The following is a 24,013-nucleotide window of genomic DNA, read 5'->3' as shown; positions in this document are numbered from 1 at the left end:
GCGTCTAGTGCGCAGCGGTTATCCGGGCAAGGCGTCAGATGCCTTGCGGAATTTCCTCGCCACCCAGGGCTTCGAACAACGCCGGCAGGAAATCGCCGAAAGTCAGCATCATCAGGGTGAAGCTGGCGTCCTGCTGGCCGAGGGCTTCATCGCCGCCGTCCTGTTCCGCCTGATCCTGCAGCAGGTCTTCGAACTTCAGGCGCTTGACCACCATCTTGTCGTCGAGCATGAAGGACAGTTTGTCCTGCCAGGCCAGGGACAGTTGGGTGACCACCTTGCCGGTGCTCAAGTGCAGCTGGATTTCCTCGCCGGTCAGGTCCTGGCGCTTGCAGCGCACGATGCCGCCGTCTTCGTGGGTGTCGCGCAGCTCGCACTCGTCGAGGACGAAGAAATCGTCGGCGGCTTTCTGGGTCTTGACCCAGTCGGTCATGATCGCGCTCGGAGCAATCTTCACGGTCAGTGGACGTACCGGCAGGGTGCCGAGGACTTCACGCAGCGTGGAGAGTAGGTCTTCGGCACGTTTGGGGCTGGCGGAGTTGACCAGAATCAGCCCCTGTTTCGGGGCGATGGCGGCGAAGGTCGAGGAGCGGCGGATAAAGGCACGGGGCAGGAACGCTTGGATGATTTCATCCTTGATCTGGTCGCGCTCCTTCTTATAGACCTTGCGCATCTGTTCGGCTTCGATCTCTTCGACCTTTTCCTTTACCGCGTCGCGCACCACGCTGCCAGGCAGGATGCGTTCTTCCTTGCGCGCTGCTACCAGCATGAAGTCCTGGCTGACGTGCACCAGCGGGGCGTCTTCACCTTTGCCGAAAGGGGCGACGAAACCGTAAGTGGTCAACTCCTGGCTTGCACAGGGGCGCGCCAGTTTGGTCGCCAGTGCAGTTTCCAGCGCCTCAGCATCAAAAGGCAGATCTTGGGTCAGGCGATAGATCAGCAGGTTTTTGAACCACATGGGGTGAATCTCTCCTTTATACAAAGGAGGGCATTATTCTCTTCGCTGCTGCTCAGGCCAACCCTTCGCTAAGCCTTTGGAAGGCCTGAAAAAATTATTATAAAAAGTGCTTGCCAGAGTGGGGTCTGCTCCGTAGAATGCGCGCCACACCGAACGTGAAGGGTGATTAGCTCAGCTGGGAGAGCGTCTGCCTTACAAGCAGAATGTCGGCGGTTCGATCCCGTCATCACCCACCATTCGCATTCAGTGTTACGCGCAGCGGTAGTTCAGTCGGTTAGAATACCGGCCTGTCACGCCGGGGGTCGCGGGTTCGAGTCCCGTCCGCTGCGCCATATTCGGTAACCTGGAACACTGAACGCCAGGTCACCACAGAAAGCCCGCTAGCGCGGGCTTTTTGCTGTAAAGAGTTTGTGGGTAATGCGGCATTTCATGGGAATTCAGATTTTTTTGATAAAATTATCAATTAAATCAACACTTTAAGAATTTCTGTGGCATAATGCGCCCCGCAACGAAGGTAAAGGGTGATTAGCTCAGCTGGGAGAGCGTCTGCCTTACAAGCAGAATGTCGGCGGTTCGATCCCGTCATCACCCACCACTTACTTTCAACGCTACGCGCAGCGGTAGTTCAGTCGGTTAGAATACCGGCCTGTCACGCCGGGGGTCGCGGGTTCGAGTCCCGTCCGCTGCGCCATATTCGGTAACCTGGAACACTGAACGCCAGGTCACCACAGAAAGCCCGCTAACGCGGGCTTTTTGCTGTCTGGGGTTTGGCTTCGGGCAAATCCGGTATCAAAAAAAGCGGCCCGCAGGCCGCTTTTCTTGTTTCTGGGCTTACTGCTCGGCGTTACGGCTGTGCCGGTAGTCACTGACAGCTTCGTACACCGCTTTGCGCAAGCGGTTGATACCACCGATAGGGCGATGGGCCTCAATACCGAACCAGGGATTGAAGGATTGATTGTCGCAGGCCAGGTTTTGCGCCGGAGTGTCGAAGTCCTGGGCGGGGATCGTCAATCGGGCCACGGTTTCAAACGGTGCGTCGCTTTCCTTCCACTCGATGCTGGTGTCTTCGATCGGCATGAACCGGCTCGGGTCCTGGCGCTGGATCTGCAACACGAAGCAGGCGGGCATCCGATCGCTGGAGAGCTGCTGGATCAGTGCGCTGCGCAGGAAGTTGGGCAGGTCCTGGTTCTGCGCTGGCAGGCTGTAGGCCGGGCAACTGTCCGGGTCTGGCATGACCCGAAACTTGGCGTTGGCGTTACCGAACTTGTAGGGCGAGACCGAAAAGTAGGTGGTCTGGGTCGGGCTGGTCGGTGCTGGCGACAGCGTGTCCAGGGCGATGAACAGATGGCGGATCTGCCAACTGCGAGGATCCCAGGCTGGGAAGAAGGCGCCGACTTTCTTGCCATCCGCCTGGGCGGCAATGTTCTGTTGATATTCCGCTACATCGCTGACGAAGAAGTTCGGATGATTGAACATCACGAAGTCCTGCTCGCGTCGCGCTGATTCCGCAGGGATCAGCTGTTGCCCAGGAACATCCAGCAGTTTGATCGCCATGCCGCGGGCGTCGCGAATGCTGTCGAACTGCGGATAGGCATTGCCGTTGGACAAACGCACAGTCGCTTGCCAGGTCTGGCCGGGGGTGGTGAACACGCCCTGGCGCAGTTCCGAATTCAGCTCCTTGAGCACCTGGACCTCGGCTTTCACGCAGCCATGAGCCTTGGCATGGGCATCGCGCAGGTAGCGAGTGCCTTCACGATGCTGATCGACGATGCGTACGGCGGTCTGGATGATGTCCTGGGTGCGTGCGGCTTCATCGGCGGGAATCTGCTCCTGTACCGCCACCGGGCCACGGTGCTGCCAGGCAAACCAGGCGCTGCCCAGGGCCCAGCCCAACAGGCCGATACCGGCCAGCAATAACAGAGTCTTGCCCAGCAATGCGCCGAGGCGTAGCCAGAGCCTGCCCAGCAGGGACGGTCGTTTTCTTGCGAGATCGAGTTTCATGGCAGTTGTGACTCCAGCGGTCCGCCCAGCACTTTCAAGTATTCCAGTAGTGCCCAGCGTTCTTCAGGTTGCAGCAGAGGGCCGATGACGCCGTTGCCACGCTGCCCGGCACGGAATTCGTGGCCGCTGTTGTGGTTGCCGCTGATGCGGGTATCGAATTCAAAGCCGTTCTTGAAGGCTTCCGGGCGATAGCCCAAGTGCTTGGGATCGTATTCGAAGGTGCCTCGATAGAAGGTGGTGGAGCGTTCAGATTGCGGCGAAAGCAGTTGATACAGGTTGGGCACCGAGCCGTTGTGCAGATAAGGCGGTGTTGCCCAGACCCCAGCCAGTGGCCGGGCCTTGTAGGCACGCAGCTCCCGCACGCCGATCGGCAGGCCATAGCCATCCAGTCGTGGTCGTTCCTCGGGGGAGACCTTGGCATCGCGGTAGGCACGTTCCTCGACGAAGGCGGTGATGTAGGCCAGGCCCTTTGCGGCTGAGAGTTGGCGCAGGTCCAGTGGTTCAGTGGGTGTCGGGTGCAGTTCGACGTTGGACTTGGCCAGTTCGGCGGTATCCCATTGCAGGGCGCTCAGGTCATAGCGCAGGTCGGCGATATTGCTGGCGGAGTTCGGATCGGTGCCAATCACCGAGACCGGGAGCATCTTCAGTTGCTGCACTGGTCGGCCATTGCTCTCGCTCACGGTTGGTAGGTGACAACCGGCACAGTGGCTGGCGAACAGACTGCGGCCCTTGGCAGCCAAGGGTTTATCGACAGTGCCCAGCAGTGCCTCCGGCCAAGTGGGAGGCTTCAGACGCTGCAAGGTTTCTTCTATATGGTTGAGGTCGCGAACCCGCACACTGGACGGGTAGCGGGCATCGCCGGTGAGTGGCTGGCCGTCGCTGTCGAACAGATTGAGGGTGGCGCCGACCCCTAGGGCTTCGCCGATGTTGCGGGCCATGGGTTGCTGCGCCGAACCGTTCCACTGCACCCAATCGAAGGTCCAGATGTCCCACAGTTGTGGGTAATCCACCGGGGCGTTGGCGACCCGATAGTTCTGCGCAGAAATGGCGTCGCCGAAACTGGCGTTGGCTATGCGGCCGAAGGCATCGGTGCGACCCGGGCCTTCCTCGGTGGGATAGAGGCCTCGATGGGTATCGTTCCAGGCTACTCGGAGGAAGGTGTCCAACGAGGCCTTGAAGTCCTTACGCAGTTGTTCATGTTGCGCGTCATAGTCTGCGCCCAGCACTTTGCGGGCGAAACGTTCGAATTTCCATGGGTTGTAATAGGTTGTGGCCAGGCTGGCTACCAGCGCTTGGCCGAAACTGCCGCCACGCAGGGTTGGCACGCTGGAGGGCAGGATGTGTTGCGCCGAGCCACCATCGATCCGCAGTGCCTGATGGTTGAAGCGCAGTTCCCCGGTGTGGCAGGCGGCGCAGGTGATGTCCAGGTACTGTTCCGGGCTGCCTGGGTTCTGGTGCCGGGCGAACCCTACTGGCAGGTTGCCGGGATTCTGCGTCGTGGCTTTCTGTCCAGGCTCCACCAGGAAGCCGAAGCGCGCCAGGTACTCCGGCGCCGCGAAGGACTGTTTGGAGAAGGGCAGCTCCAGGGCGGTGAACCATTCATAGCGCAGGCCTTTGACCTGAGTGCCTTGGGGAGTGAAATAGTAGGTCTGGCGGTCGGCGGCATCCCACTGCTCCAGATAGTGCACCTGCTCGACGGGCACGTAGTCGGGAAGCCTGGGGTTGGCGATGTAGTACAGGACTACGGCCAGGATTATGCCGATCAACACGGCAATCAACAGCAATACACGGTAGATGAGGCGCAAGATGTACGTCCTTGTCGAATTTGCTTTCCTTATGCCTGAGCGTCTCTGACGCGGCAAGTAGCCATTACTTGCGCTATGGTTATTCGCGCTCGTTCCGGTGCCTCACGGAGCCGCATGGGCAGGGTGTTCCCCAACGTACAAAACGTGTTTAAAGACGTGAACTTATCGGACATTTACTACTCTTACGCCGGTAGCCATTGGTCGTGGTCGCCTGATAAGCTCGCGGCTTTATTCGATTGCCCTTTAGGCGCATGAACAAGGAAATAGCATGAAACAGCATCGGTTGGCGGCGGCGGTGGCCCTGGTTAGCCTGGTACTTGCGGGTTGTGATTCGCAGACCAGCGTAGAGCTGAAAACCCCGGCGCAAAAAGCTTCCTACGGTATCGGCCTGAACATGGGCAAGAGTCTCGCCCAGGAAGGCATGGATGATCTGGATTCCAAAGCGGTAGCCCAGGGCATTGAAGATGCCGTCGGCAAGAAAGAACAGAAGCTGAAGGATGACGAACTGGTTGAAGCCTTCGCCGCGCTGCAAAAGCGTGCTGAAGAGCGCATGGCCAAGATGAGCGAAGAGTCGGCTGCTGCCGGCAAGAAATTCCTCGAGGAAAACGGCAAGAAAACCGGCGTGACTACCACCGCTTCCGGCCTGCAGTACGAAGTGCTGAAGAAGGCTGACGGTCCTCAGCCCAAGCCGACTGACGTGGTCACTGTTCACTACACCGGTACTTTGACCAACGGCACTGTATTCGACAGCTCGGTAGAGCGTGGCAGCCCGATCGATCTGCCGGTCAGCGGCGTTATCCCAGGCTGGGTTGAAGGCCTGCAATTGATGCACGTGGGTGAGAAGTACAAGCTGTACATCCCTAGCGACCTGGCCTACGGCGCGCAAAGCCCAAGCCCGTCGATCCCGGCCAACTCGGTTCTGGTATTTGAACTGGAGCTGCTGGGTATCAAGGATCCAGCCAAGCAGGACGCCGCCAAGTAACCTGTCTCAGCGCCTGAAGCAACGCCCCGTTCTTACGGGGCGTTGTCGTTTCTGCGGGACGTTGCTGGTAAATAGTCCGAACCGGCGCGATCGTAGGCGGTCAGAACTGGGTATCTGCGGTGGGTAGTCTGTGAGGGCTGCCAAGTCAATGAAATTATGGGTTTTTTTATGTGAGTAAAAAACGCCCGATCTGAGCTAAGCCCTTATGAAACGGGGCTTTCAGCCGTGAAAAATAGCTCTGTTCACAAGGTTATCCACAATTTGTGTGGATAACATTTCAGTGGAGTGATGATGAAAGCACCCTGGAGTTTTGCCCGCTTCCTGCCTTTGGCTGGTCGGTTGCTGAGCCGTGGCCGTTTACCGACGCTGTTGTTCGCCGTGGCCAGCAAGGGGGCTAGCCAAGGTGGTCGCCTGGGCAAGGTCAAGGAGGACCTGCGCCTGCTCCAGGCGCTGTGCCTGGCTTACTGGCGAGGGGAGTATCGCGCCGTCAGCGCCAAGGCTTTGCTATCGGTGGTGGCGGGGTTGATGTATTTCCTCAGCCCGGTGGACGCGATCCCCGATTTCATCCCGGTATTGGGCATGCTTGACGACATCGCCGTGCTGGCGTGGTTGATGAAGACCCTGGACGACGAGCTTGGCGCCTTCCGGGCCTGGCGTAATCGCCAGATGCCGGAAAAGCTGGCTGTGGTCGAGCGCCTGCCGGATACACCGGAACAGCTGCAACTGGAAGGGCCACGGAAAAACTGAGGCGATTCACTCGCTCCCTCAACAATCATGCTCCCCGCGACCGCCGCCGCTGTTAGGATTACACTTCAAGGGAAAAGTCCGACTCGGTAAGAGTCGTTGTCCTACGGGGTAGTAATGGATATTCAGATTATTGAACGCGATGGCGAGCCCGAATATGCGGTTCTGCCGTGGGCTCAGTATCAAGCTTTATTGACAGCCGCAGGTCTCACCGAACAACTACCGTACGCCGCTGCAACCTCTCAGGCGGCGCCACCAGCCCAGAGTCTTCCGGGCCTGGATCAATTACGCAATCTGCGCGAAGGGAAGGGCATCGCCATTGAGGCGCTGGCCCGCAAAGTAGGTATCAGTCCGTCTTACCTGGCCCTCATTGAAAGTGGCGAGCGTCAACCCGACGCTGCGATTCGCCGCAGCCTGGCCTGGGAGTTGACGGTGCCGGGGTGGAGGGAGCAATCGTGAGTGTAAGGATCAGTCGTCAGCACTGGGATGGGCTGTTGGGTGAGCTGGATCAAGCCCGTCGTCAACGCCATCTTTTAACCTACCGGGCATTGCTGGAGCGATTGCAGCTGCCTAGCCCGGCCATGCAAACCCTGACGGCCGCGCTGGAGCATCTGGCGGCCCTGGATGCCCGGGCCGAACAGCCATTGCGCAGCTCATTGGTGATCAGCCAAGGGGCCAGCCGTTTGCCTCGTACCGGATTCTTTGAGTGTGTGGAGCGTTTGGGACGTTTTTCCGGGCCGTCCGATGGCGTGGCCGCTGCTTCATGGCACGCTTCGGAAGTGGTGCGCGTGTTCGAGTACGAATACCCCGAATCAGCGGAGGCTTGAATGTTCTGGCGACTCAAGGCACGACTCAGCTATTGGCTGGCGCGCCGGTTGTTTCATTGGCCGTGGTTTATCCGTGAACCCCGCAGTTGGCGCTGGATGGAGGGGCAATTCGCGCGCATGGCCAATCTGGGGGATGTCGACGCGCAAAGTTTCTACGGACACATCCTGACCTTTCGTGGACAGGGGCTTGGGGCGCGGGAGGAGGGCATTCGTCTGCTGCGCCTGGCGGCGTTGGCCGGTGACGGTAAGGCCGCCTATCAACTGGGGGTGATCAGCCTCGCCGGCTCCGCCAGCAAGGCTCCTGATGCTGCCGAGGCGAGCCGTTGGTGGACGCTCTCGGCCAAGGCCGGGCATCCCCTGGCGGAGCTCAAGCTGACGCAGCTGAATCAGTCTTCGCATCCTGATCCCGCATCGGTTCCTTGAGCGCCTCGCTTCCCATGCGGGCTGCAGCTTCCAGGCTGTCGATCACGTGGATGCTGTAACCCTGAACATTCTTGGCATGATGCTTGGCCTGGGACGCCAGCTCTGCCAATTGGCTGGAGTCCAGTTGTCCACAGGCCTGTGGATACAAGTGCACGACGCCGATGGACAGTGACAGCAGGGGGAACTCCTGACGCACTCCTTGACGGTTGGGGGCGACAAAACAGCCAGCCTCCAGGTGTTCGCTGCGGTAGAAGCGCCGGCACTGACTGTGAAAGTCGTCCAGCAGCTGGTTCAGGCGCCTTTGCCAGTCTTCAGGTCCGAGCACCAGCAAGAAATCATCCCCGCCAATATGCCCGACGAAGTCACGACTCGGATCGACCCGATCATTCAGGCATTGGGCCAGGCACAGCAGCACTTCATCGCCACGGCCATAACCGTAGATATCGTTGAAGGGCTTGAAGCTGTCGATGTCCACGTAACAGATCACTGACTCGCGCCCTTGCTGCAGCAGGCGGGTCAGGCATTGCTGGATGGGCACATTGCCCGGTAACAGGGTTAGGGGATTGGCATAGCGCGCCTGCTGGATTTTCAATTCGGTGATCAGTTTGAGCACATCGATTACCCGTCCCAGCCCCAGGTAGTGCCCGTTCAGGGTAATGATGAAGTCCTCCTCGATGCGTTGCCGAGCGCGACTGGTGATCAGGCGGCTCACCTGTTGCAGGGACTGGCTGAGTTCGACGGCGAGGAAGTCGTCATTCATCAGGCGGCTGATGGGTTTGCGGGCAAAAAGATCGGTGGCGAATGGCTTGAGCAGGGCATCCGAAAGCGAATGCCGGTGGACGATCCCGCAGGGTTGGCCCTGTTCGTCGAGGACCGCCAGAGAGTTGAGGTTGGCTTGCCGGCGAAAGGCTTCCAGCACGTTGGCTGTCGGGGTGTTGCGGGCCACGGCGGGCTGTTCGTTGAGCAGCGCGCTGAGGTCACTGCCTTCATCGTTGAGTGCCACGCTGGTGTGGTCATGCTTGGGCATCATCGCCCGGGCATCCCGGGGCGGTTGTTCCTGCGGTCGGCACAGCAAGTAGCCCTGGACCAGATCGACACCCATTTCACTGAGCACCGCCAGCTCCTCGTGCATCTCAATCCCTTCGGCGATCACCTGGGCGCGGGATGCCTTGGCAATCTGCAGGATCGAGCCGACGAATTCGCGTTTTAGCGCGTCCTGATGGATGCCATCGATAAAGTGCCGGTCGATCTTTACATAGTCTGGCCGCAGCTCGGACCACAGGCGCAGGCTGGAGTAACCGGCGCCGAGGTCATCCAGGGCGATGGAAAATCCCATGTCCCGGTAGTGATGCAGGGCATTGTGCAATAGCTGAAAGTCGTCGATGGGGGTCTGTTCGGTGAGTTCGATCACCACCTGGCTCGGAGGAATGCCAAAGTCTTGCAGCAGTTGCAGGGTACGGCCGGGTTGGTGGGCCGCCTCCAGCAGAGACTCCGGAGATACGTTAAGGAACAGCTTGCCGGGTAACTGCTGCTCGCTGAAGCGTTTGCAGGCGCTGTGGCGGCAAGCGATCTCCAGTTCGCTCAGGCGCCCGGCCTGGCGGGCCACGGCAAACAAGGCGACCGGTGAGTGCAGGGGGCTGTTGGAGGGGCCGCGGCTCAAGGCTTCGTATCCGAGGATGCGTCGCTGCGAGAGAGAAATGATCGGTTGGAACAGGCTGTGCAAACCGCTTTGAGCCAGGATTGAACTCAATGCACTCAGCTGTTCGGTCGTGGTCATGGCGATCTCTATCGATAAAAAAAGGACCGGGCACCGCTCCTGATTCAAGAGCGGCGCCCGGTCCTTCATTTCACGACAGAATGATGACTGTTTAATGACGATCCGAGGAGCGATCGAATTAAATTGCCATCATCTTCAGTGCTTGGCCACCGAGGTGTTGAGCTTCAGATAGTCCAGCAGAATGCGCCCGGTCTCACTCAGGTAGGCATCGTCTTCCGGCTTGGTTTTGTCCGGCTCGGCAGCAGCCAGTGCATCCTCGTCTTCTTTTTTCAGCTCTTTGAGCGGCTCTTCACCCTTGGCTTTGCGACGAGCATTTTCCAGAGCCAGTTGCTTGGCTTCGATGTCGGCATGCTGTGCCCGACGATCCGCTTCGTTGAGGCTGACGGTTTTTTCCGCCATCAGCTTCTGTGCCAGGGCCAGCTTGTCGCGGATGAACACAAACTCCGGATCCTTCGCCGAACGATTTTCATGTTCGGCCTTGAGCTGGGCCAGGAACGGCTTGAACGGATCCACTGCCGGTTTGATGGCCGGGCGAATGGTGTCCCATGGCATGGCTTCAGGCAGTGCGCTCTCGCCGATTTCCTTGGTGTCGATGATCGACGGGTAACCGATATCCGGAAGAACGCCCTGATGCTGGGTGCTCTGGCCGGAAACCCGATAGAACTTGGCCAGGGTCAGTTTCAGCTCGCCATGGTTCAGTGGCTGAATGGTTTGCACTGTACCTTTACCGAAGGTCTGGCCACCGATGATCAGCGCCCGGTGGTAGTCCTGCATGGCGCCGGCGAAGATCTCCGAGGCCGAGGCCGAGAGACGGTTGACCAGCAGTGCCATCGGGCCTTTGTAGAAGGCGCCGGGGTTTTCGTCTTCGAGCACATCCACACGGCCATCGGCGTTGCGTACCAGTACGGTCGGGCCCTTGTCGATGAACAGGCTGGTCAGTTCGGTGGCTTCCTGAAGAGAGCCGCCGCCGTTGTTGCGCAGGTCGATGACTACACCGTCAACCTTGTCTTTCTGCAACTCGGTCAGCAGTTTCTTCACGTCACGGGTGGTGCTCTTGTAGTCCGGATCGCCAGCACGGAAGGCCTTGAAGTCCAGGTAGAAGGCCGGGATCTCGATCACCCCGAGCTTGTAGTCCTTCCCATCCTGCTTGAGGTTGAGGATCGACTTCTTCACCGCCTGGTCTTCGAGCTTCACCGCTTCGCGGGTGATAGGCACGATCTTGCTGGTCTGGTCGTTTGGCGCATTGCTGGCCGGAATCACTTCCAGGCGTACCAGGGTGCCTTTCGGGCCACGGATCAGTTTGACCACTTCGTCCAGGCGCCAGCCCACTACGTCGACCATTTCCTTGTCGCCCTGGGCGACACCGATGATCTTGTCTGCGGGAGCTACCTGCTTGGTCTTGTCCGCCGGACCTGCCGGCACCAGGCGCACGACCTTGACCTGGTCGTTGTCGCTCTGCAACACGGCGCCGATGCCTTCCAGCGACAGGCTCATGTTGATGTCGAAGTTTTCCGCGTTATCCGGCGAAAGATAGTTGGTATGCGGGTCGTAAGACATGGCGAAGGTATTGATGTAGGCCTGGAAGATGTCTTCGGCCCGGGTCTGGTCCAGGCGCGCCAGCTGATTCTTGTAACGCTTGGTCAGCGTCTCCTGAATCTGCTTGGGCTCCTTGCCAGCGATTTTCATCCGCAGCACTTCGTCCTTGACGCGTTTGCGCCACAGGTCGTCGAGCTCTACGGTGGTCTTGAGCCAAGGGGCGTCCTTGCGGTCGATCAGCAAGGTTTCCTTGGCGTTGAAGTCAATTTTGTCGACGCCTTTGTTGAGTTCCGCCAAGGCGAAGTCCAGACGCGCTTTGACCCGGTCCAGATAACGCTTGTAGATGGTGAAACCGGCATTCAGGTCGCCGCTCTTGAGGAAGTCGTCAAACTGGGTTTTCCATTTGTCGAACTCCGCGATATCGCTGGCCATGAAGTAGCTGCGCGATGGGTCCAGCAGCTTCAGGTAGCTGTCGTAGATGATCACTGAGCGCGCATCATCCAGCGGCGGTTTGCTGTAATGGTGGCGTTTGAGCAGTTCTACAACATTGAGGCTGGCAATTACCTCATCGCGATCGGGCTGAAGTTGATCCCAGCTATTGGCTGCGAACGTATTGGTCGACATCGGCAGAAGGCCGAAACCAATGAATAGGGCGAGGGCGGTGCTGGGGAACAAATGCTTCATGCTGATTCGACGCGGGGGCAATTGATAACGCATATTAGGCCGTCTTTGAAGTCGCCGGTTCCATAAGGACCGGTCGCATAATGCAAAAAGCCCGGTGCTACCGCTCCGGGCTCAGTCCAGACTCACTATGGAGGCACTGTGAAAGCATTGCAAGGCGTTGAAGGTCATGTGGAGTGGGTTGAAGAGCCAAGTCCTGCCTGTGATGTAGGGCAAGTTCGCATTCGGGTGGCGGCTGCGGGGCTCAATCGGGCCGACCTGTTGCAGCGTGCAGGTCTCTATCCGCCCCCTCCGGGAGCCAGCCCGATCCTGGGCCTGGAGTGCTCCGGGATTATCAGCGAAGTGGGGCCGGGTTCTTCCTGGCAGATCGGTGATCGGGTGTGTGCGCTGCTGGCCGGTGGCGGCATGGCCGAGGAAGTGGTGGTTGATGCACGCCATGTACTGCCGGTGCCCGAGGGGCTGTCCCTGGCCGAGGCCGCGGCGTTGCCCGAGGTCTACAGCACGGCCTGGCTCAATCTGTTCCAACTGGCGGCGCTCAAGCCTGGCGAGAAGGTGCTGTTGCACGCGGGGGCCAGCGGCGTCGGTTCGGCCGCCATCCAGCTGTGCAAGGCATTCGGCAATCCGTGCTGGGTCAGCGTTGGTTCCGCGGATCGCCTGGCCTACTGCGAGAGCTTGGGCGCCCAAGGCGGTGTGGTGCGTACCGATGGCCTTGAGGCGCTGCGGGATTTTGCGCCTTTCGATGTGATTCTCGACCCGGTGGGTGCCAATTATGCAGCCAACAATCTCAAACTGCTGGCCCTGGATGGACGCTGGGTATTGATCGGCCTGATGGGGGGGCGTGAAGCGCAACTGGACCTGGCTCAAGTGCTGGCCAAGCGTATCCAGTTACTGGGTTCGACCCTGCGCAGCCGCAATGAACAGTTCAAGGCCGACCTGTTGAGCGACCTTGGGCAGAATGTCTGGCCGCTGTTCAGCGAAGGGCGTCTGAGCCCGCAATTGGCCAAGACCTTCCCGATTCAGGATGCGGAAGCGGCTTTTGCCGAGCTGGCGACCAATCAGGTCTCGGGCAAGCTGGTGCTGGTGATCGACTCCAGCCTGAGGTGATTGCTGTGGTAGGGGCCGGCTTGCTGGCGAACCTTGCTCCAGGCTTTTGGGGCTGTTCGCTGGCAAGCCAGCTCCTACACAAGCTGGCAGCCAACGAATTTCGGGAGGGGGATTATTTCCAGTGATGGATCGGCCAGCCGGCCTTTTGTGCGTGCTCGCGTAGTACCGGGTCGGGGTTCACTACCTGGGGATGGTCGACCCGCAGCAGCAGCGGCAGGTCATTGCGCGAATCGGAGTAGAACGTTGCGCCTTCCAGGTTTTCTTCTTCGGCGTCCAGCCATTCCAGCAAGCGGGTGATCTTGCCTTCGCGGTAGGTCAGGGTGCCAAGGGTGTGACCGCTGTACACGCCGTGCAGCACTTCCAGCTCAATCCCCAGCACTTCGTCGATGCCCAGGCGAGCGGCAATCGGCTTCACCAGATGGGTGCCCGAGGCGGAAATCACCAGAATCCGGTCGCCGGCCTTGCGGTGGGCCGCAATGGTGGTGCACGCCTCACTGAAAATGATCGGCTCGATCACCTCTTCCACCCAAGGCTCCACCAGGTGCGCTACCTCTTCCGGGGTGCGTCCCGCCATGGGTTCCAGGCTGAAGCTCATGAACTCCTCCATGGCCAACTTGCCATGACTGTAGGCGTCCATCAGTTCGTTGTTGCGACGCATGAACGACTCGCTGTCGACCCAGCCAAGGCGGCCCATCTGTGCGCTCCAGAGGGTGGCGCAGTCGCCGTGAATCAGGGTTTCGTCCAGATCAAAAATTGCCAAGGCCATCAGTGCAGCTCTCTCTTCAGGATCAATTGCGTGAAAGCCGTCAGGCTACCTCACACAGGGCGGCAGGATCGATGGTCAGTGCCAGACGTTGGCCGTCAGCGTGCAGGTCATCGGCCGAACGGTTGAGAACATCCACCACCAGCTCCACGCCGCGAGCCTCGACCCGGTAGCGAATCACATTGCCCAGCAGGCTGTGGCTGCGAACCAGTGCATCGAGCTGGCCCTCCCTGCCAAGTTCGATGGCTTCCGGGCGAATGGCGATACGCCCGCTGACCGGGCGCTGCAGCAGCTTGCTGGCACTTTCGGCGTCCAGCAGGTTGTAGTTGCCAATAAAACCTGCTGCGAATACATCCACGGGCGCTGTGTAGAGCGTCTCGGCATCGCCGCTCTGGACAATCCTGCCCTGGTTCATCAGGAAGATCCGATCGGACATGGTCAGGGCCTCCTCTTGATCATGGGTGACAAAAATCGTGGTCAGCCCCAGTTCCCGCTGGATGTTGCGGATCTGTTCACGCAGGTGCTTGCGAATACGCGCATCCAGGGCTGACAGCGGTTCGTCCAGCAACAGCAAGCGCGGCCGGGTCACCAGTGAGCGGGCCAGGGCCACCCGCTGGCACTGGCCACCGGACAGTTGATGTGGATAACGATTGGCGAAGTCGTTGAGCTCCACCAGTTGCAAGGCTTCAAGGACCCGCTTGCGACTGTCATCGGCGTTGACCTTCTGCATGCGCAGGCCGAAGGCGACGTTCTGTTCCACGGTCATGTTGGGGAACAGCGCGTAGCTCTGAAACACCATGCCGATCCCGCGTTTCTGCGGGCTCAAGGGCACTATGTCCTGGCCATCGAGAAAGATTTTGCCGCCGTCCACCGGGGTCAGTCCGGCGATGCAGCGCAGCAGGGTGGACTTGCCGCAGCCGGACGGGCCCAGCAGGGTGACGAACTCACCTTTCTGGATCTCGCAATTGATATCGCTGAACACCGTGGTGCCTGCGTAGTTCTTTTGCAGGTGTTGGACGCTGACGAAGCTCATTGGCTTTTGTCCTTGTTCAAGATGTTGGCGGCCCAGGTTAGAACCAGCACAAAGAAGAAGTAGGAGATCACCAGGGCGCTGGTGAAGTGGCCGCTGCTGTTGCGCATGTTGTTCAGGTAGACCTGCAGGGTTTCATAGCGGGTGCCCACCAGGATGTTGGCAAACACGAATTCGCCGAACAGGAAGGAGAAGGACAGCAGCAGCGCCACCATCAGACCTTTGCGCAGGTTTGGCAGCACCACCAGAAAGGCCGCCTGCCAGGTACTGGCGCCCAGCAGTTGGGCGGCGTCCATCAGGTCCCGCAGGTTGATCGCCTGCAGGTTGTTGGTGATGGCCCGGTACATGAATGGCAGGGCGACAGTGAAATAACAGCCGATGAGAATCCAAGGCGTGCCAACCATGGCGAAGGGGCCTGAGCCATAGAGTTGCAGCAGGCCCACTGAAGACACCACGGGCGGCACCGCGAAGGGCAGCAGGATCAGGATGTTCATCAGCGCGTCGAGCTTGGGAAAGTGGTAGTGCACCACAAACAGCAGCGGCAGGATCAGCACCACTGAAAGCACCAGCGCCCCAACGCAAACCAGCAGCGACTGGCCGAAGGCATTGAGGAAGCGCGGGTCGCTCCACAGTTGCAGGTACCACTTGAAGGTCAAGCCGCTGGGCAGGATGGTGGCTGACCAACTGCTGGCGATGGAGTAGACAAAGGTCCCCAGCAGTGGCAGCAACAGGATGGCGAACAGCAGGTAGACCACCACCCGGTGGTACAGAGCGGCGGAGCCGGGTTCAGCGCGAGACATGGTAGCTCCTCTTCAACAGCAACTGATGGACGATGGTTACCAGGGTCATCAGGGCCACCAGCACCACCGCCAGGGCGCTGGCCATGTTCGGGTCCAGGGAGATATCCCCGGAAACCATGGCGGCAATGCGGATCGGCAGCACGTTGAAGTTGCCGGTGGTCAGGGCGTAGACCGTGGCATAGGCGCCCAGGGCGTTGGCCAGCAGGATCACGAAGGTGCCCAGCAATGCCGGGGTCAGCACGGGCAGACCGATGTGGCGCCAGAACTGCCAGCCGTTGGCCCCCAGCAGCGCGGCGGATTCACGCCAGTCTTCGCGCAGGGCGTCGAAGGCCGGGTACAGCAGCAGCACACCCAGGGGAATCTGAAAGTAGGTGTAGAGAATGATCAGCCCGGTCTTGGAGTACAGGTTGAAGTCCTGAATGATCCCCGACTGCTTGAGCATGATGGTGATGGTGCCGTTGAACCCCAGGAGGATGATGAAGGCGAAGGCCAGGGGCACACCGGCGAAGTTGCTGGTCATGTTGGCGAAGGCGTTGACGAAGTTGCGCAGTCTGGAGTCGACCCGGCGCAGCGAGTAGCTGCCCAGTACCGCGATGATGATGCCGAACACGCTGGACCAGAAACTGATCTCCAGGCTGTACTGGATCGCCTGCAGGTAGAACTTCGAGCTGAAGATCTTGCTGAAGTTGGCCAGGCCCCAGCCGAACTCTTCCGACTGCAGGCTGTTGATCAGTACCCACACCAGCGGGGCGATCTGGAACACGATGAAAAACAGGGCAAAGGGCACTAGACAGAGGGCCGCCAGCCATTTGCCACGGGTGACTGAATTCACTGCAACAGCTCCCGGCAGAAGGGTTTGTCATGGGGCACGCCGAGCAACTGGCAGATCGTGCCGCACAGTTCGGTCTGTTTCGGCGTGGCGTTGGCATCGAGACTGAAGGCATTGCCGAGAACGAACAGCGGGACTTCCCGCTCCTCGGCCAGCAGGCCGTTGTGGGAGCGGTCGTTGTTCATGCCATGGTCGGCAGTCACCAAAACCTGGTAGCCGGCATCGAGCCAGCCTTGCAGGTAGTCGGCGAGAATGATGTCAGCCGAACGCGCGCTGTTGCGGTACTGGGTGCTGTCGAGGCCGTGCTTGTGCCCGGCGTCGTCGATGTTCATCGGGTGTACCAGGAGAAAGTCCGGTTGGTACCGCAGGCGCAGGCTCTCCGCATCGGCGAACAGGTGGGCGTCGGGGTAGTGATCGCTCCAGTAGAAGTGGCCGTACTGGATCGGCAGATCGGGGTTGGCGGTGTGCCGGTCCTGTGGTGCATTGAACGGGCTGCGGTTGTACAGCTCGCTGACCCAGTGATAGGCCGCGGCGGCAGTGGAGCGGCCGGCATCGCGAGCATAGTGGAAAATGCTGCGCTGGTTGGACAGGCGCGAGACCTGGTTGTGGACGATACCGCTGTCGATCGGCGTGACACCGGTGAGGATACATTCGTACAGGGGGCGGGACAGGGCCGGTAATTCGCATTGCAGCTTGTACAGGGCGGCGCGGCCTGCGCCGACGTAGGCTTGCAGGTGGCCCATGGCGTGTCGGGCAACTTCGTGGTTGAGGCCGTCGAGCACCACAAGGATGACGTTGTGCTTCATGAGCGGGAGAACTCCGGGATCAGGCAACGCATGGAACCTGTAGGAGTGGCCGGGCGGCGTTGCGCTTGCCGGCGAAGGTATCTGCACGCTCGTACAGGCCTTCGCCGGCAAGCCGGCTCCTACGACTAATGCAGCATTACGGCATGTTGATGATCACTTCTTCCTGCCACTTCTGCGGCAGGGACTTGGAGGTTTTCTCCCAGGCGTCGGCGTCCTTGATCGGGGTCACGTGCTTGTACTGTTCGTTGGGCAGCAGGTTGGCCTGGACGTCCGCCGGCAGGGTCAGGTGCTCGGCACGGATCGGGCGCGCATTGCCGCGTGCCAGGTTGGTCTGACCGGCATCGCTGAAGATGTACTCGCGAGCCAGTTTGGCGGCATTGGGATGCTTGGCGTATTTGTTGATGATGGTGGTGTAGCCGGAGATGACCGAGCCATCGGATGGGATCAGCACTTCGTAGTCATCCTTGTTGACCATCTTGTTGCGGTAGCTGAGGCCGTTGAAGTCCCAGACCACGCCCACTTCCACCTCACCTTTCTCCATGGTGGCGATGGTCGGGTTGGCCAGGGACAGGCGGCCTTGCTTGGCAATTTCGGCGAACATCAGCAGCGCTGGCTGGATGTTCTTCTCGTCACCGCCCTTGGCAATGGCGGCAGCCAGCACGCCGTTGGCGGCTTGTGCGGCGGTGCTCACGTCACCGATGGAAACCTTGTACTTGCCTTTTTCCAGGTCGGCCCAGCTCTTCGGTGCATCAGAGCCGTGCAGCAGCTTTTTATTGACGATGAAGGCGATGGTGCCGGTGTAGGCCAGCGCCCAGTTGCCGTCCTTGTCCTTGGCCCAATCCGGGACCTGAGCCCAGGTGCTCGGCTTGTAAGGTTGGGCTACGCCCTGTTTGACTGCGATCGGGCCGAAGGCGGCGCCAACGTCGCCGATGTCGGCGCTGGCGTTGTCTTTCTCCGCGGCGAACTTGGCGATTTCCTGGGCCGAACTCATGTCGGTGTCGATGTGCTTGAGGCCGTAGGTTTTCGCCAGGTCCTCCCAGGTGCCTTTCCAGTTGGCCCAGTCGTCGGGCATGCCGACGCTGTTCACGGCGCCTTCCGCTTTGGCAGCGGCTTCAAGGGTTTTCAGGTCGTTATCAGCGGCCATGGCGGCGGTGCACAGGGCAATGGTCGAGCCTAACAGTGATGCCAGGAAAAGCTGTTTCATCCGAAGCTCCTTTGGGTGTGTTCAACGCTGCGTTGTTATCGACAGTCTTGCGATGGGTTGGTCTAGGTCAGCAATACCTGAGCCAATTTAGGCGTGTTGGATGACACTTTGATGTCGGTGCCTGCGGTCGGCACCTGGATTCGTGTGCAGGTCCGGGGCTGCGAAATAAGCGTAGACCATGCCAAAACACCCGTTCTGCAAGGTTCTGGCGGGTAATTTGCAAGTTTGTCAGAGACCTGCTCAGTGGCTTTGTCATCTATCAGTCATATGCATTGCCTAGGCTTTCGACACGGATGCAGAGCACTGCCCCGGCCCCTGCGCTGCCCTGAAACAGTGCTGGTCTAGTCCAGATAGGTAACGTTGATGCGTATTGATGCAACCAAAGCGGTGACAGCCATCGGCCAGGTCCTGCAGGAGCAGATCGCCCATGGTCTGTTGGCACCCGGGAGCAAGCTGCCGGCCGAGCGCAAGCTCAGCGAGTTGTTCGCCACTACCCGCATCACTGTGCGCGAGGCCTTGCTGCAACTGGAGGCCCAGGGGCAGATCTACCGTGAGGAGCGCCGTGGCTGGTTTGTTTCGCCGCCGCGCCTGGCCTACAACCTGATGCAGCGTAGTCATTTCCACGCCATGGTCAGTGCCCAGGGACGAGTGCCTTCCACTGAGGTGATCTCGGCGCGCCTGCAACCGGCTTCGGCGGCAGTCTGCGCCTGGCTGCAATTACCGGCGCTGTCCAGCGTGATCCAGATCTGCCGGGCGCGGCGCATCGATGAGCGCCTGGTGCTGTATGTCGAGCACTACCTGAACCCCAAGTACTTTCCGAAGATTCTTGAGCTGGACCTGAACCAGTCGATCACCGAGCTCTATGCCCGGCATTACGACCTGCATTATGGACGGGTGCGCTTCGAGATCGTGCCCACGTCATTGCAGCCGGAAGCGGCGGCGGCCTTGAAGGTCTCGGTGGGCAGCCCCGGGCTGCGCATCGCCCGGGTCAACTATGACCAGCATGAGCGGCTGATCGATTGCGATCTGGAGTTCTGGCGGCATGACGCGATTCATGTTGGCGTTGACGTTCTTTAGACGCCAGTGCCGTTCGCCGGCAAGCCGGCTCCTACACTAATCATTGTGTTTCCGGCGTGCCTCCGGGGGTAATCACCTGGATGCTCATGCGCGGGGTGGCCAGGTCCAGTCCGGCTTCGTCCAGGTGACGCTTGAGGGACAGGTTGAACGCCCGTGACACTTCCCATTGCTTGATCGGAGCCGTCTTGAAGCGGGCTCGGAGAATGGCGCTGCCGGACTCGAAACTCTCTACTCCCTGGATCTCCAGCGGCGACCAGATGTTGCGTCGTTGCAAGGGATCGGTACGCATCTTCTGGCCAACATCGCGCATCAGCTTGATCGCGTCGTCGATCTCCATGTTGTAGGGAATCGCCACGCGAAAGATCGCGTAGCCGAACTCTCGGGAGTAGTTCTTGATGCTCTTGATTTCGCTGAACGGGATGGTGTGCACGATGCCGTCGATGTCCCGCAGGCGCACGGTGCGTATGGTCAGGCCCTCGACGGTGCCCAGATGACCGCCGACATCCACGTAGTCATCGATGGCCAGGGAGTCCTCGATGATGATGAACAGACCGGTAATCAAGTCTGCCACCAGGGACTGGGCGCCAAAGCCGATGGCCAGACCGATGACACCGGCACCGGCCAGCAGCGGCGTGACGTTCATGCCCATGTTGGCCAGGGCGACGATGGTGGCGATGATGAAAATCGTCACGAACAGCACGTTGCGGATCAGCGGCATCATGGTCTGTGCGCGGGCGTTGGCCAGGCCCTTGCGCGAGCGGGTCAGTGCGTGATGCACCGCGGTGTCGCTGAGAATCCAGATCAGCCAGGCAAAGATCAGGGTGCCGCCGAGGCTGAACAGCTTGACGCTGACTTCATGGCCGTCGCCTTCGGTGAAGCGGATCAGCGACATGCCCCAGACCCGCAGGCCCAGCTCGATGAATGCCAGCCAAACCGCCAGGTGGGCCAGGGTATAGAAGAAGCTTTTCAGCCGTTCGGAATACAGCGCATGGCGTTTGTGCCCACGCTGGGGCTTGAGGGCGTGGCGCCGAACCAGGCCGTTGATCACCATGCACAGCACCAGCAGCACCGTGCACAACAGTGACTGGCGAAGGGCCGTGCTGGTGTCGCCGGCGGAAACGAAGGTGGCGAACAGCGAAATGCCCACCAGCACCAGCGCGGGGAGATACCAGAAAGTGCCGATGATTTCGATGGTGTCGCTCAAGGCGCGGCGGGTCAGGCGTCGGGACAGCGGCTGATTGCGGATCAGGTGCGCGATCGGCCGGCGGAAGCGCAGGATGAACACCCCGGTGGACAGCGCCGCCATGACATTGGCGAAAGTCGCTGCTGTGTGGGCCAGGTGCTGGCCAAGGCTGGCCACCATCCGTGGGTCGCTCAGGGCCTCGCCGAACGCGGCGAAGCTGCCGATCCACCACAGCGGCCGGAACGCCTGGCGGCGCAGGATATACAGGGCACGATGACGGTGCGGACCATCGAGCACGGAAAACGCCACCACGCAGATCGCCGAAAAACAGGTGCCCACCACCAGGGCGTAGGCGAGAACCATGGCCAGGTCCTTGCCCAATGACGAGGGCAGGGAGTAGGTCATGTAGACGGTGATCAGCAGAGCGATCAGCCAGGGGCCGAGCTTGCGCAGGGCGAAACGCAGCAAGTCCCAGGTCTTGGGGTGCTGGGGCAGTTCATCGGTGAGACCGAAACGCAGGCGTACCCGATGGCTGAGCCAGATCAGCGCGGCGGCCAGCAGGCTCCAGACCATGAGGATCAGGGCAAAGGCAAAGATGATCGGCAACCATTGGCTGGCTGGCAGCATCAGTGCCGACAGTTCTTCCTGGGCTTGATCGAACTCGTCGGTCCAGCGGGTCAAGGGGCTATCAGCGCCGGAGAACTGTTTCTCCAGGCTCGACAGGGTGCCGCCAATCAGGCCGAGCACGCCTTCTTCAGTGGCGGGCTGGGCTTTTTTCGTGGCATCCCGGAGCTTTTTCAGATCAGCCAGCAGCTTGGCTCGTTGCTGGTCGTTCTCCAGGGACTTGATCACCTCGTCCAAAGACTGCCCCAGCGGCTCTTCTGCTTGTGGTTGCGGTTTGCTCTGGTTGCCCAGCAGGCCCGGCAGGCCAACCGCCTGCGCACTGCTCAGGGGCAGGAAGGTCAGCAGGCAGACAAGCACATAGCAGGGCAGGGCGAAAAGACGAGCGAACACTGGGCGGTCAACCTCGGAGAAAGTCGGATCGACCGAGTGTACGAGGCCGCCAAATTCAATGCGAGGGCGAGCGCTGCATTTATTCCGCCAGTTTGGCGAGGATTTTGTAAACCACGGTGCCGAGAATCAGCAGCATGCCGATCCACATGCTGAACACGCCGAGGTTCTTGTCCCGGAAGTTGAAGCCGATGGCCAGGAGAATCATGCCCGTGAGAATCGGGATGAGCATGGAGTGGAACGAAGACATCGAGATCATGGCGACGGCCTTGTCAGGAAGAGTACTCATAAGTCTAGGTCGCTTTGTCGCGACCCGGGTTGATGTGTATCAGAAACCGGCGGGGCCCCCTGAGGGGCCCCGCGGTTACAACTCAGGGCAGTTCGTGGCTGGCGTAGAAGGCGCTCAGGACCTTTACCAGGTGGGCCAGATCGTGGCTGCCACAGAGTTCACGGATCGAGTGCATGGCGAAGGTAGGCAGGCCGATGTCCACGGTGCGCACTCCCAGGTGGCTGGCGGTGATCGGGCCGATGGTCGAGCCGCAACCCATGTCGCTGCGCACCACGAAACTCTGCACCGGGACTTCCTCGGCCATGCACAGATGGCGGAAGAAACCGGCAGTTTCGCTGTTGGTGGCGTAGCGTTGGTTGCTGTTGACCTTGATCACCGGGCCGGCATTGAGTTTCGGGCCGTGATTGGCGTCGTGCTTGTCGGCGTAGTTGGGGTGTACGCCGTGGGCATTGTCTGCGGAAATCAGCAGCGACTTCTGGATGGTGCGGACGAACTCGTCGCCTTCGGGCAGCAGGCGGCGCAGGGTCTGTTCGAGCATCGGACCATCAGCGCCGCAAGCCGAGCAGGAGCCGACTTCTTCATGGTCGTTGCACACCAGTACGCAGGTTTCTTCGCTGTCGGCCGTCAACAGGGCCTGCAGCCCGGCGTAGCAGGACAGCAGGTTGTCCAGGCGAGCACCGGCAATGAAGTCACCGTGCAGGCCGATCACCGCGGCGCTCTGGGTGTCGTAGAAACTCAGCTCGTAGTCCAGCACCACATCGGCGTTCAGGCCGTGTTCGCGGGCCAGTTGGTCGGTCAGGACCGCGCGGAAATCCACCCGCTCATCGCCGGCGAACTGGGCCAGGATCGGCGGCAGTTCGTTCTGCGCGTTGATCGCCCAGCCCTGATTGGCTTCACGGTTGAGGTGGATGGCCAGGTTGGGAATGATCGCGATCGGCGCCTTGAAGTCGATCAGTTGGCTTTCCACTTTGCCATCGCGGCGGAAGGTCACGCGGCCGGCCAGTGACAGATCACGGTCGAACCAGGGGGCCAGCAGTGCGCCGCCATAGACTTCCACACCCAGCTGCCAGAAACCCTGGCGCTGCAGTTCAGGCTGGGGCTTGACCCTCAGGCAGGGACTGTCGGTGTGAGCGCCCACCAGGCGGATGCCACCTTGCAGTGGCGAATGCCGGCCCAGCTTGAAGGCGACGATGGAGGAGTCATTGCGGGTGACGTAATAGCGGCCGTTGGCTTCGGTGGTCCACGGCTCGCGCTCGTCTAGGCGCTGGTAACCCGCCGCTTCCAGGCGTTGAACAAGGCTGGCAGTGGCATGGAAAGGGGTAGGGGAGGCCTTGAGGAAGTCGATCAGGCCTTGGTTCAACTCTTCGCGCATAAGTAGCTCCAGACAGCAGTGGCGCGAGTTTAACGTATAGGCGGGCCTTGTAGGAGCCGGCTTGCCGGCGAAGAACAGGCGCCGGGGCGACATCACCGGCAAGCCGGCTCCTACAGTGGGGAGAGTCAGAACGGCGCGGGGCACTCGAAGCGCAGGCGCTCGCCAGTCTGCGGGTGAGTGAAGCTGAGCATGCTGGCGTGCAGACATAGGCGGGGCCAGGCCGCCAGTGCCTGTGGGTGGGCATAAAGGCCGTCACCCAGCAGCGGATGGCCGATGGACAGCATGTGTACCCGCAACTGATGAGAGCGGCCGGTGATGGGGGTCAACTCGACCCGGCACCAGTCGCCGCAGCGCTCCAGCACTCGCCAGAAGGTCAGGGCGTGCTTGCCGAATTCGTGGTCCACCACATGCCGGGGTTTGGTTGGCGGGTCATAACGCAAGGGCAGATCGATGCTGCCGCTGTCCAGTTCCGGCTGGCCCCAGCACAGGGCGGTGTAGGCTTTTTCGGTTTCGCGGTCATGAAACTGTCGCGACAGTTCGCGATGGGTATCAGCGTCCCGGGCCAGGAGAATGATGCCCGAGGTTTCCCAATCCAGCCGGTGGACGATACGGGCTTCGGGGTAGCCGTTTTCCTGCAGGCGAGTGATCAGGCAGTCCTTGTTGTCGTCGGCGCGACCGGGGACTGAAAGCAGCAGGGTGGGTTTGTTCACCACCAGAACCGCGGGGTCCTGATGCAGGATGTGGATATTCGACAACGGCATTAAAACAGCCTCGTAACAAACGCCAACGGCGGCTCGCCAACCTCCATGCAATG

22 protein-coding genes and 4 tRNA genes are annotated in these 24,013 nt (G+C 60.3%); 11 read left to right on the top strand and 15 right to left on the bottom strand.

The window, feature by feature from the left end:
- Positions 1 to 34: 34 nt before the first annotated feature.
- Entirely contained in the window at positions 35 to 955 is a 921-nt protein-coding gene (gene rdgC, locus ACSSVC_RS27025; protein ID WP_016967448.1) for a recombination-associated protein RdgC, read from the bottom strand.
- Between the two features lie 160 nt (positions 956 to 1,115).
- Here rdgC and ACSSVC_RS27020 point away from each other — a divergent pair.
- The 4 genes from ACSSVC_RS27020 (at position 1,116) to ACSSVC_RS27005 (ending at position 1,646) form a co-directional block, all read left to right on the top strand.
- Positions 1,116 to 1,191, top strand: a tRNA-Val gene (locus ACSSVC_RS27020).
- Between the two features lie 19 nt (positions 1,192 to 1,210).
- Positions 1,211 to 1,287, top strand: a tRNA-Asp gene (locus ACSSVC_RS27015).
- Between the two features lie 187 nt (positions 1,288 to 1,474).
- Positions 1,475 to 1,550: transfer RNA gene (locus ACSSVC_RS27010), tRNA-Val, on the top strand.
- A gap of 19 nt (positions 1,551 to 1,569) precedes the next feature.
- Positions 1,570 to 1,646 (top strand) — tRNA-Asp (locus tag ACSSVC_RS27005).
- 140 nt (positions 1,647 to 1,786) lie between these two features.
- Here ACSSVC_RS27005 and ACSSVC_RS27000 read toward each other — a convergent pair.
- Both ACSSVC_RS27000 and ACSSVC_RS26995 read right to left on the bottom strand, forming a co-directional pair.
- Entirely contained in the window at positions 1,787 to 2,956 is a 1,170-nt protein-coding gene (locus ACSSVC_RS27000) for a catalase family protein (protein ID WP_346632263.1), read from the bottom strand.
- The gene (locus ACSSVC_RS26995) at positions 2,953 to 4,761 is read right to left on the bottom strand and encodes a di-heme-cytochrome C peroxidase (RefSeq protein WP_492611699.1); all 1,809 of its coding nucleotides are present in this window, start codon (positions 4,759 to 4,761) and stop codon (positions 2,953 to 2,955) included. Before ACSSVC_RS26995 ends, ACSSVC_RS27000 begins: the two co-directional genes overlap by 4 nt.
- 268 nt (positions 4,762 to 5,029) lie before the next feature.
- On the opposite strand from ACSSVC_RS26995, the gene bamJ reads away from it, so the two are divergent.
- The 5 genes from bamJ to ACSSVC_RS26970 all read left to right on the top strand — a co-directional run bounded on the left by bamJ (position 5,030) and on the right by ACSSVC_RS26970 (position 7,737).
- Positions 5,030 to 5,743, top strand: coding sequence for a BamJ family beta-barrel-assembly machinery protein (gene bamJ / locus ACSSVC_RS26990; RefSeq protein WP_346632261.1), 714 nt, complete (start codon positions 5,030 to 5,032; stop codon positions 5,741 to 5,743).
- A gap of 291 nt (positions 5,744 to 6,034) precedes the next feature.
- Positions 6,035 to 6,490 (top strand): YkvA family protein, encoded by a 456-nt coding sequence (locus ACSSVC_RS26985; protein WP_346632260.1) that lies wholly within the window; start codon positions 6,035 to 6,037, stop codon positions 6,488 to 6,490.
- A gap of 114 nt (positions 6,491 to 6,604) precedes the next feature.
- On the top strand, positions 6,605 to 6,946 hold the full coding sequence (locus ACSSVC_RS26980; RefSeq protein ID WP_346632259.1) for a helix-turn-helix domain-containing protein: 342 nt from the start codon (positions 6,605 to 6,607) through the stop codon (positions 6,944 to 6,946).
- The gene (locus ACSSVC_RS26975; protein WP_003179080.1) at positions 6,943 to 7,314 is read left to right on the top strand and encodes a hypothetical protein; all 372 of its coding nucleotides are present in this window, start codon (positions 6,943 to 6,945) and stop codon (positions 7,312 to 7,314) included. Before ACSSVC_RS26980 ends, ACSSVC_RS26975 begins: the two co-directional genes overlap by 4 nt.
- A complete protein-coding gene (locus ACSSVC_RS26970) occupies positions 7,315 to 7,737 on the top strand; it encodes an SEL1-like repeat protein (protein ID WP_346632258.1) in 423 nt (140 codons plus the stop codon).
- On the opposite strand, the gene ACSSVC_RS26965 is transcribed toward ACSSVC_RS26970, so the two are convergent.
- Entirely contained in the window at positions 7,682 to 9,514 is a 1,833-nt protein-coding gene (locus ACSSVC_RS26965; RefSeq protein WP_346632257.1) for a bifunctional diguanylate cyclase/phosphodiesterase, read from the bottom strand. The genes ACSSVC_RS26970 and ACSSVC_RS26965 overlap by 56 nt on opposite strands.
- 135 nt (positions 9,515 to 9,649) lie before the next feature.
- Complete coding sequence (locus tag ACSSVC_RS26960; protein WP_492611698.1) at positions 9,650 to 11,734, bottom strand: carboxy terminal-processing peptidase; 2,085 nt, start codon at positions 11,732 to 11,734, stop codon at positions 9,650 to 9,652.
- A gap of 138 nt (positions 11,735 to 11,872) precedes the next feature.
- Between ACSSVC_RS26960 and ACSSVC_RS26955 the strand changes: the two genes are divergently transcribed.
- Entirely contained in the window at positions 11,873 to 12,835 is a 963-nt protein-coding gene (locus ACSSVC_RS26955) for an NAD(P)H-quinone oxidoreductase (protein WP_346632255.1), read from the top strand.
- 112 nt (positions 12,836 to 12,947) lie between these two features.
- On the opposite strand, the gene ACSSVC_RS26950 is transcribed toward ACSSVC_RS26955, so the two are convergent.
- From ACSSVC_RS26950 to ACSSVC_RS26925, 6 genes are all read right to left on the bottom strand, one after another.
- The gene (locus tag ACSSVC_RS26950; RefSeq protein WP_123726964.1) at positions 12,948 to 13,601 is read right to left on the bottom strand and encodes an HAD family hydrolase; all 654 of its coding nucleotides are present in this window, start codon (positions 13,599 to 13,601) and stop codon (positions 12,948 to 12,950) included.
- Positions 13,602 to 13,641: 40 nt separating this feature from the next.
- Positions 13,642 to 14,631, bottom strand: a complete 990-nt coding sequence (locus tag ACSSVC_RS26945) for an ABC transporter ATP-binding protein (protein ID WP_346632254.1) — start codon at positions 14,629 to 14,631, stop codon at positions 13,642 to 13,644.
- Positions 14,628 to 15,428, bottom strand: coding sequence for an ABC transporter permease (locus ACSSVC_RS26940; protein ID WP_123726966.1), 801 nt, complete (start codon positions 15,426 to 15,428; stop codon positions 14,628 to 14,630). The genes ACSSVC_RS26945 and ACSSVC_RS26940 overlap by 4 nt, the downstream gene beginning before the upstream one ends.
- Positions 15,415 to 16,260, bottom strand: coding sequence for an ABC transporter permease (locus ACSSVC_RS26935; RefSeq protein WP_346632253.1), 846 nt, complete (start codon positions 16,258 to 16,260; stop codon positions 15,415 to 15,417). The genes ACSSVC_RS26940 and ACSSVC_RS26935 overlap by 14 nt, the downstream gene beginning before the upstream one ends.
- The gene (locus ACSSVC_RS26930; RefSeq protein ID WP_346632252.1) at positions 16,257 to 17,063 is read right to left on the bottom strand and encodes an alkaline phosphatase family protein; all 807 of its coding nucleotides are present in this window, start codon (positions 17,061 to 17,063) and stop codon (positions 16,257 to 16,259) included. The genes ACSSVC_RS26935 and ACSSVC_RS26930 overlap by 4 nt, the downstream gene beginning before the upstream one ends.
- A gap of 136 nt (positions 17,064 to 17,199) precedes the next feature.
- Entirely contained in the window at positions 17,200 to 18,267 is a 1,068-nt protein-coding gene (locus ACSSVC_RS26925) for an ABC transporter substrate-binding protein (protein ID WP_446439250.1), read from the bottom strand.
- Positions 18,268 to 18,630: 363 nt separating this feature from the next.
- Between ACSSVC_RS26925 and ACSSVC_RS26920 the strand changes: the two genes are divergently transcribed.
- The gene (locus ACSSVC_RS26920; protein ID WP_346632250.1) at positions 18,631 to 19,344 is read left to right on the top strand and encodes a UTRA domain-containing protein; all 714 of its coding nucleotides are present in this window, start codon (positions 18,631 to 18,633) and stop codon (positions 19,342 to 19,344) included.
- A 40-nt stretch (positions 19,345 to 19,384) separates the two neighbouring features.
- On the opposite strand, the gene ACSSVC_RS26915 is transcribed toward ACSSVC_RS26920, so the two are convergent.
- The 4 genes from ACSSVC_RS26915 to ACSSVC_RS26900 all read right to left on the bottom strand — a co-directional run bounded on the left by ACSSVC_RS26915 (position 19,385) and on the right by ACSSVC_RS26900 (position 23,960).
- Positions 19,385 to 21,541 (bottom strand): mechanosensitive ion channel family protein, encoded by a 2,157-nt coding sequence (locus ACSSVC_RS26915; RefSeq protein ID WP_346632249.1) that lies wholly within the window; start codon positions 21,539 to 21,541, stop codon positions 19,385 to 19,387.
- A 79-nt stretch (positions 21,542 to 21,620) separates the two neighbouring features.
- Entirely contained in the window at positions 21,621 to 21,827 is a 207-nt protein-coding gene (locus ACSSVC_RS26910) for a hypothetical protein (RefSeq protein ID WP_346632574.1), read from the bottom strand.
- Positions 21,828 to 21,909: 82 nt separating this feature from the next.
- Positions 21,910 to 23,199 (bottom strand): M18 family aminopeptidase, encoded by a 1,290-nt coding sequence (locus tag ACSSVC_RS26905; RefSeq protein ID WP_077934615.1) that lies wholly within the window; start codon positions 23,197 to 23,199, stop codon positions 21,910 to 21,912.
- 125 nt (positions 23,200 to 23,324) lie between these two features.
- Positions 23,325 to 23,960, bottom strand: a complete 636-nt coding sequence (locus ACSSVC_RS26900) for an RluA family pseudouridine synthase (protein ID WP_015636609.1) — start codon at positions 23,958 to 23,960, stop codon at positions 23,325 to 23,327.
- Positions 23,961 to 24,013: the final 53 nt, after the last annotated feature.

This window comes from Pseudomonas sp. E1BtOHC1 (genome assembly GCF_058744285.1).
Note: the sequence above shows the minus strand (reverse complement) of the source record. Positions and strands in the feature narration are given on the sequence as shown.

Excerpts from the sequence above, each read along its gene's own strand:
- rdgC (WP_016967448.1), bottom strand. The coding sequence starts at position 955 with ATGTGGTTCAAAAACCTGCTGATCTATCGCCTGACCCAAGATCTGCCT.
- ACSSVC_RS27000 (WP_346632263.1), bottom strand. The coding sequence starts at position 2,956 with ATGAAACTCGATCTCGCAAGAAAACGACCGTCCCTGCTGGGCAGGCTC.
- bamJ (WP_346632261.1), top strand. The coding sequence starts at position 5,030 with ATGAAACAGCATCGGTTGGCGGCGGCGGTGGCCCTGGTTAGCCTGGTA.
- ACSSVC_RS26985 (WP_346632260.1), top strand. The coding sequence starts at position 6,035 with ATGAAAGCACCCTGGAGTTTTGCCCGCTTCCTGCCTTTGGCTGGTCGG.
- ACSSVC_RS26980 (WP_346632259.1), top strand. The coding sequence starts at position 6,605 with ATGGATATTCAGATTATTGAACGCGATGGCGAGCCCGAATATGCGGTT.
- ACSSVC_RS26970 (WP_346632258.1), top strand. The coding sequence starts at position 7,315 with ATGTTCTGGCGACTCAAGGCACGACTCAGCTATTGGCTGGCGCGCCGG.
- ACSSVC_RS26965 (WP_346632257.1), bottom strand. The coding sequence starts at position 9,514 with ATGACCACGACCGAACAGCTGAGTGCATTGAGTTCAATCCTGGCTCAA.
- ACSSVC_RS26960 (WP_492611698.1), bottom strand. The coding sequence starts at position 11,734 with ATGAAGCATTTGTTCCCCAGCACCGCCCTCGCCCTATTCATTGGTTTC.
- ACSSVC_RS26950 (WP_123726964.1), bottom strand. The coding sequence starts at position 13,601 with ATGGCCTTGGCAATTTTTGATCTGGACGAAACCCTGATTCACGGCGAC.
- ACSSVC_RS26945 (WP_346632254.1), bottom strand. The coding sequence starts at position 14,631 with ATGAGCTTCGTCAGCGTCCAACACCTGCAAAAGAACTACGCAGGCACC.
- ACSSVC_RS26940 (WP_123726966.1), bottom strand. The coding sequence starts at position 15,428 with ATGTCTCGCGCTGAACCCGGCTCCGCCGCTCTGTACCACCGGGTGGTG.
- ACSSVC_RS26930 (WP_346632252.1), bottom strand. The coding sequence starts at position 17,063 with ATGAAGCACAACGTCATCCTTGTGGTGCTCGACGGCCTCAACCACGAA.
- ACSSVC_RS26925 (WP_446439250.1), bottom strand. The coding sequence starts at position 18,267 with ATGAAACAGCTTTTCCTGGCATCACTGTTAGGCTCGACCATTGCCCTG.
- ACSSVC_RS26920 (WP_346632250.1), top strand. The coding sequence starts at position 18,631 with ATGCGTATTGATGCAACCAAAGCGGTGACAGCCATCGGCCAGGTCCTG.
- ACSSVC_RS26910 (WP_346632574.1), bottom strand. The coding sequence starts at position 21,827 with ATGAGTACTCTTCCTGACAAGGCCGTCGCCATGATCTCGATGTCTTCG.
- ACSSVC_RS26905 (WP_077934615.1), bottom strand. The coding sequence starts at position 23,199 with ATGCGCGAAGAGTTGAACCAAGGCCTGATCGACTTCCTCAAGGCCTCC.
- ACSSVC_RS26900 (WP_015636609.1), bottom strand. The coding sequence starts at position 23,960 with ATGCCGTTGTCGAATATCCACATCCTGCATCAGGACCCCGCGGTTCTG.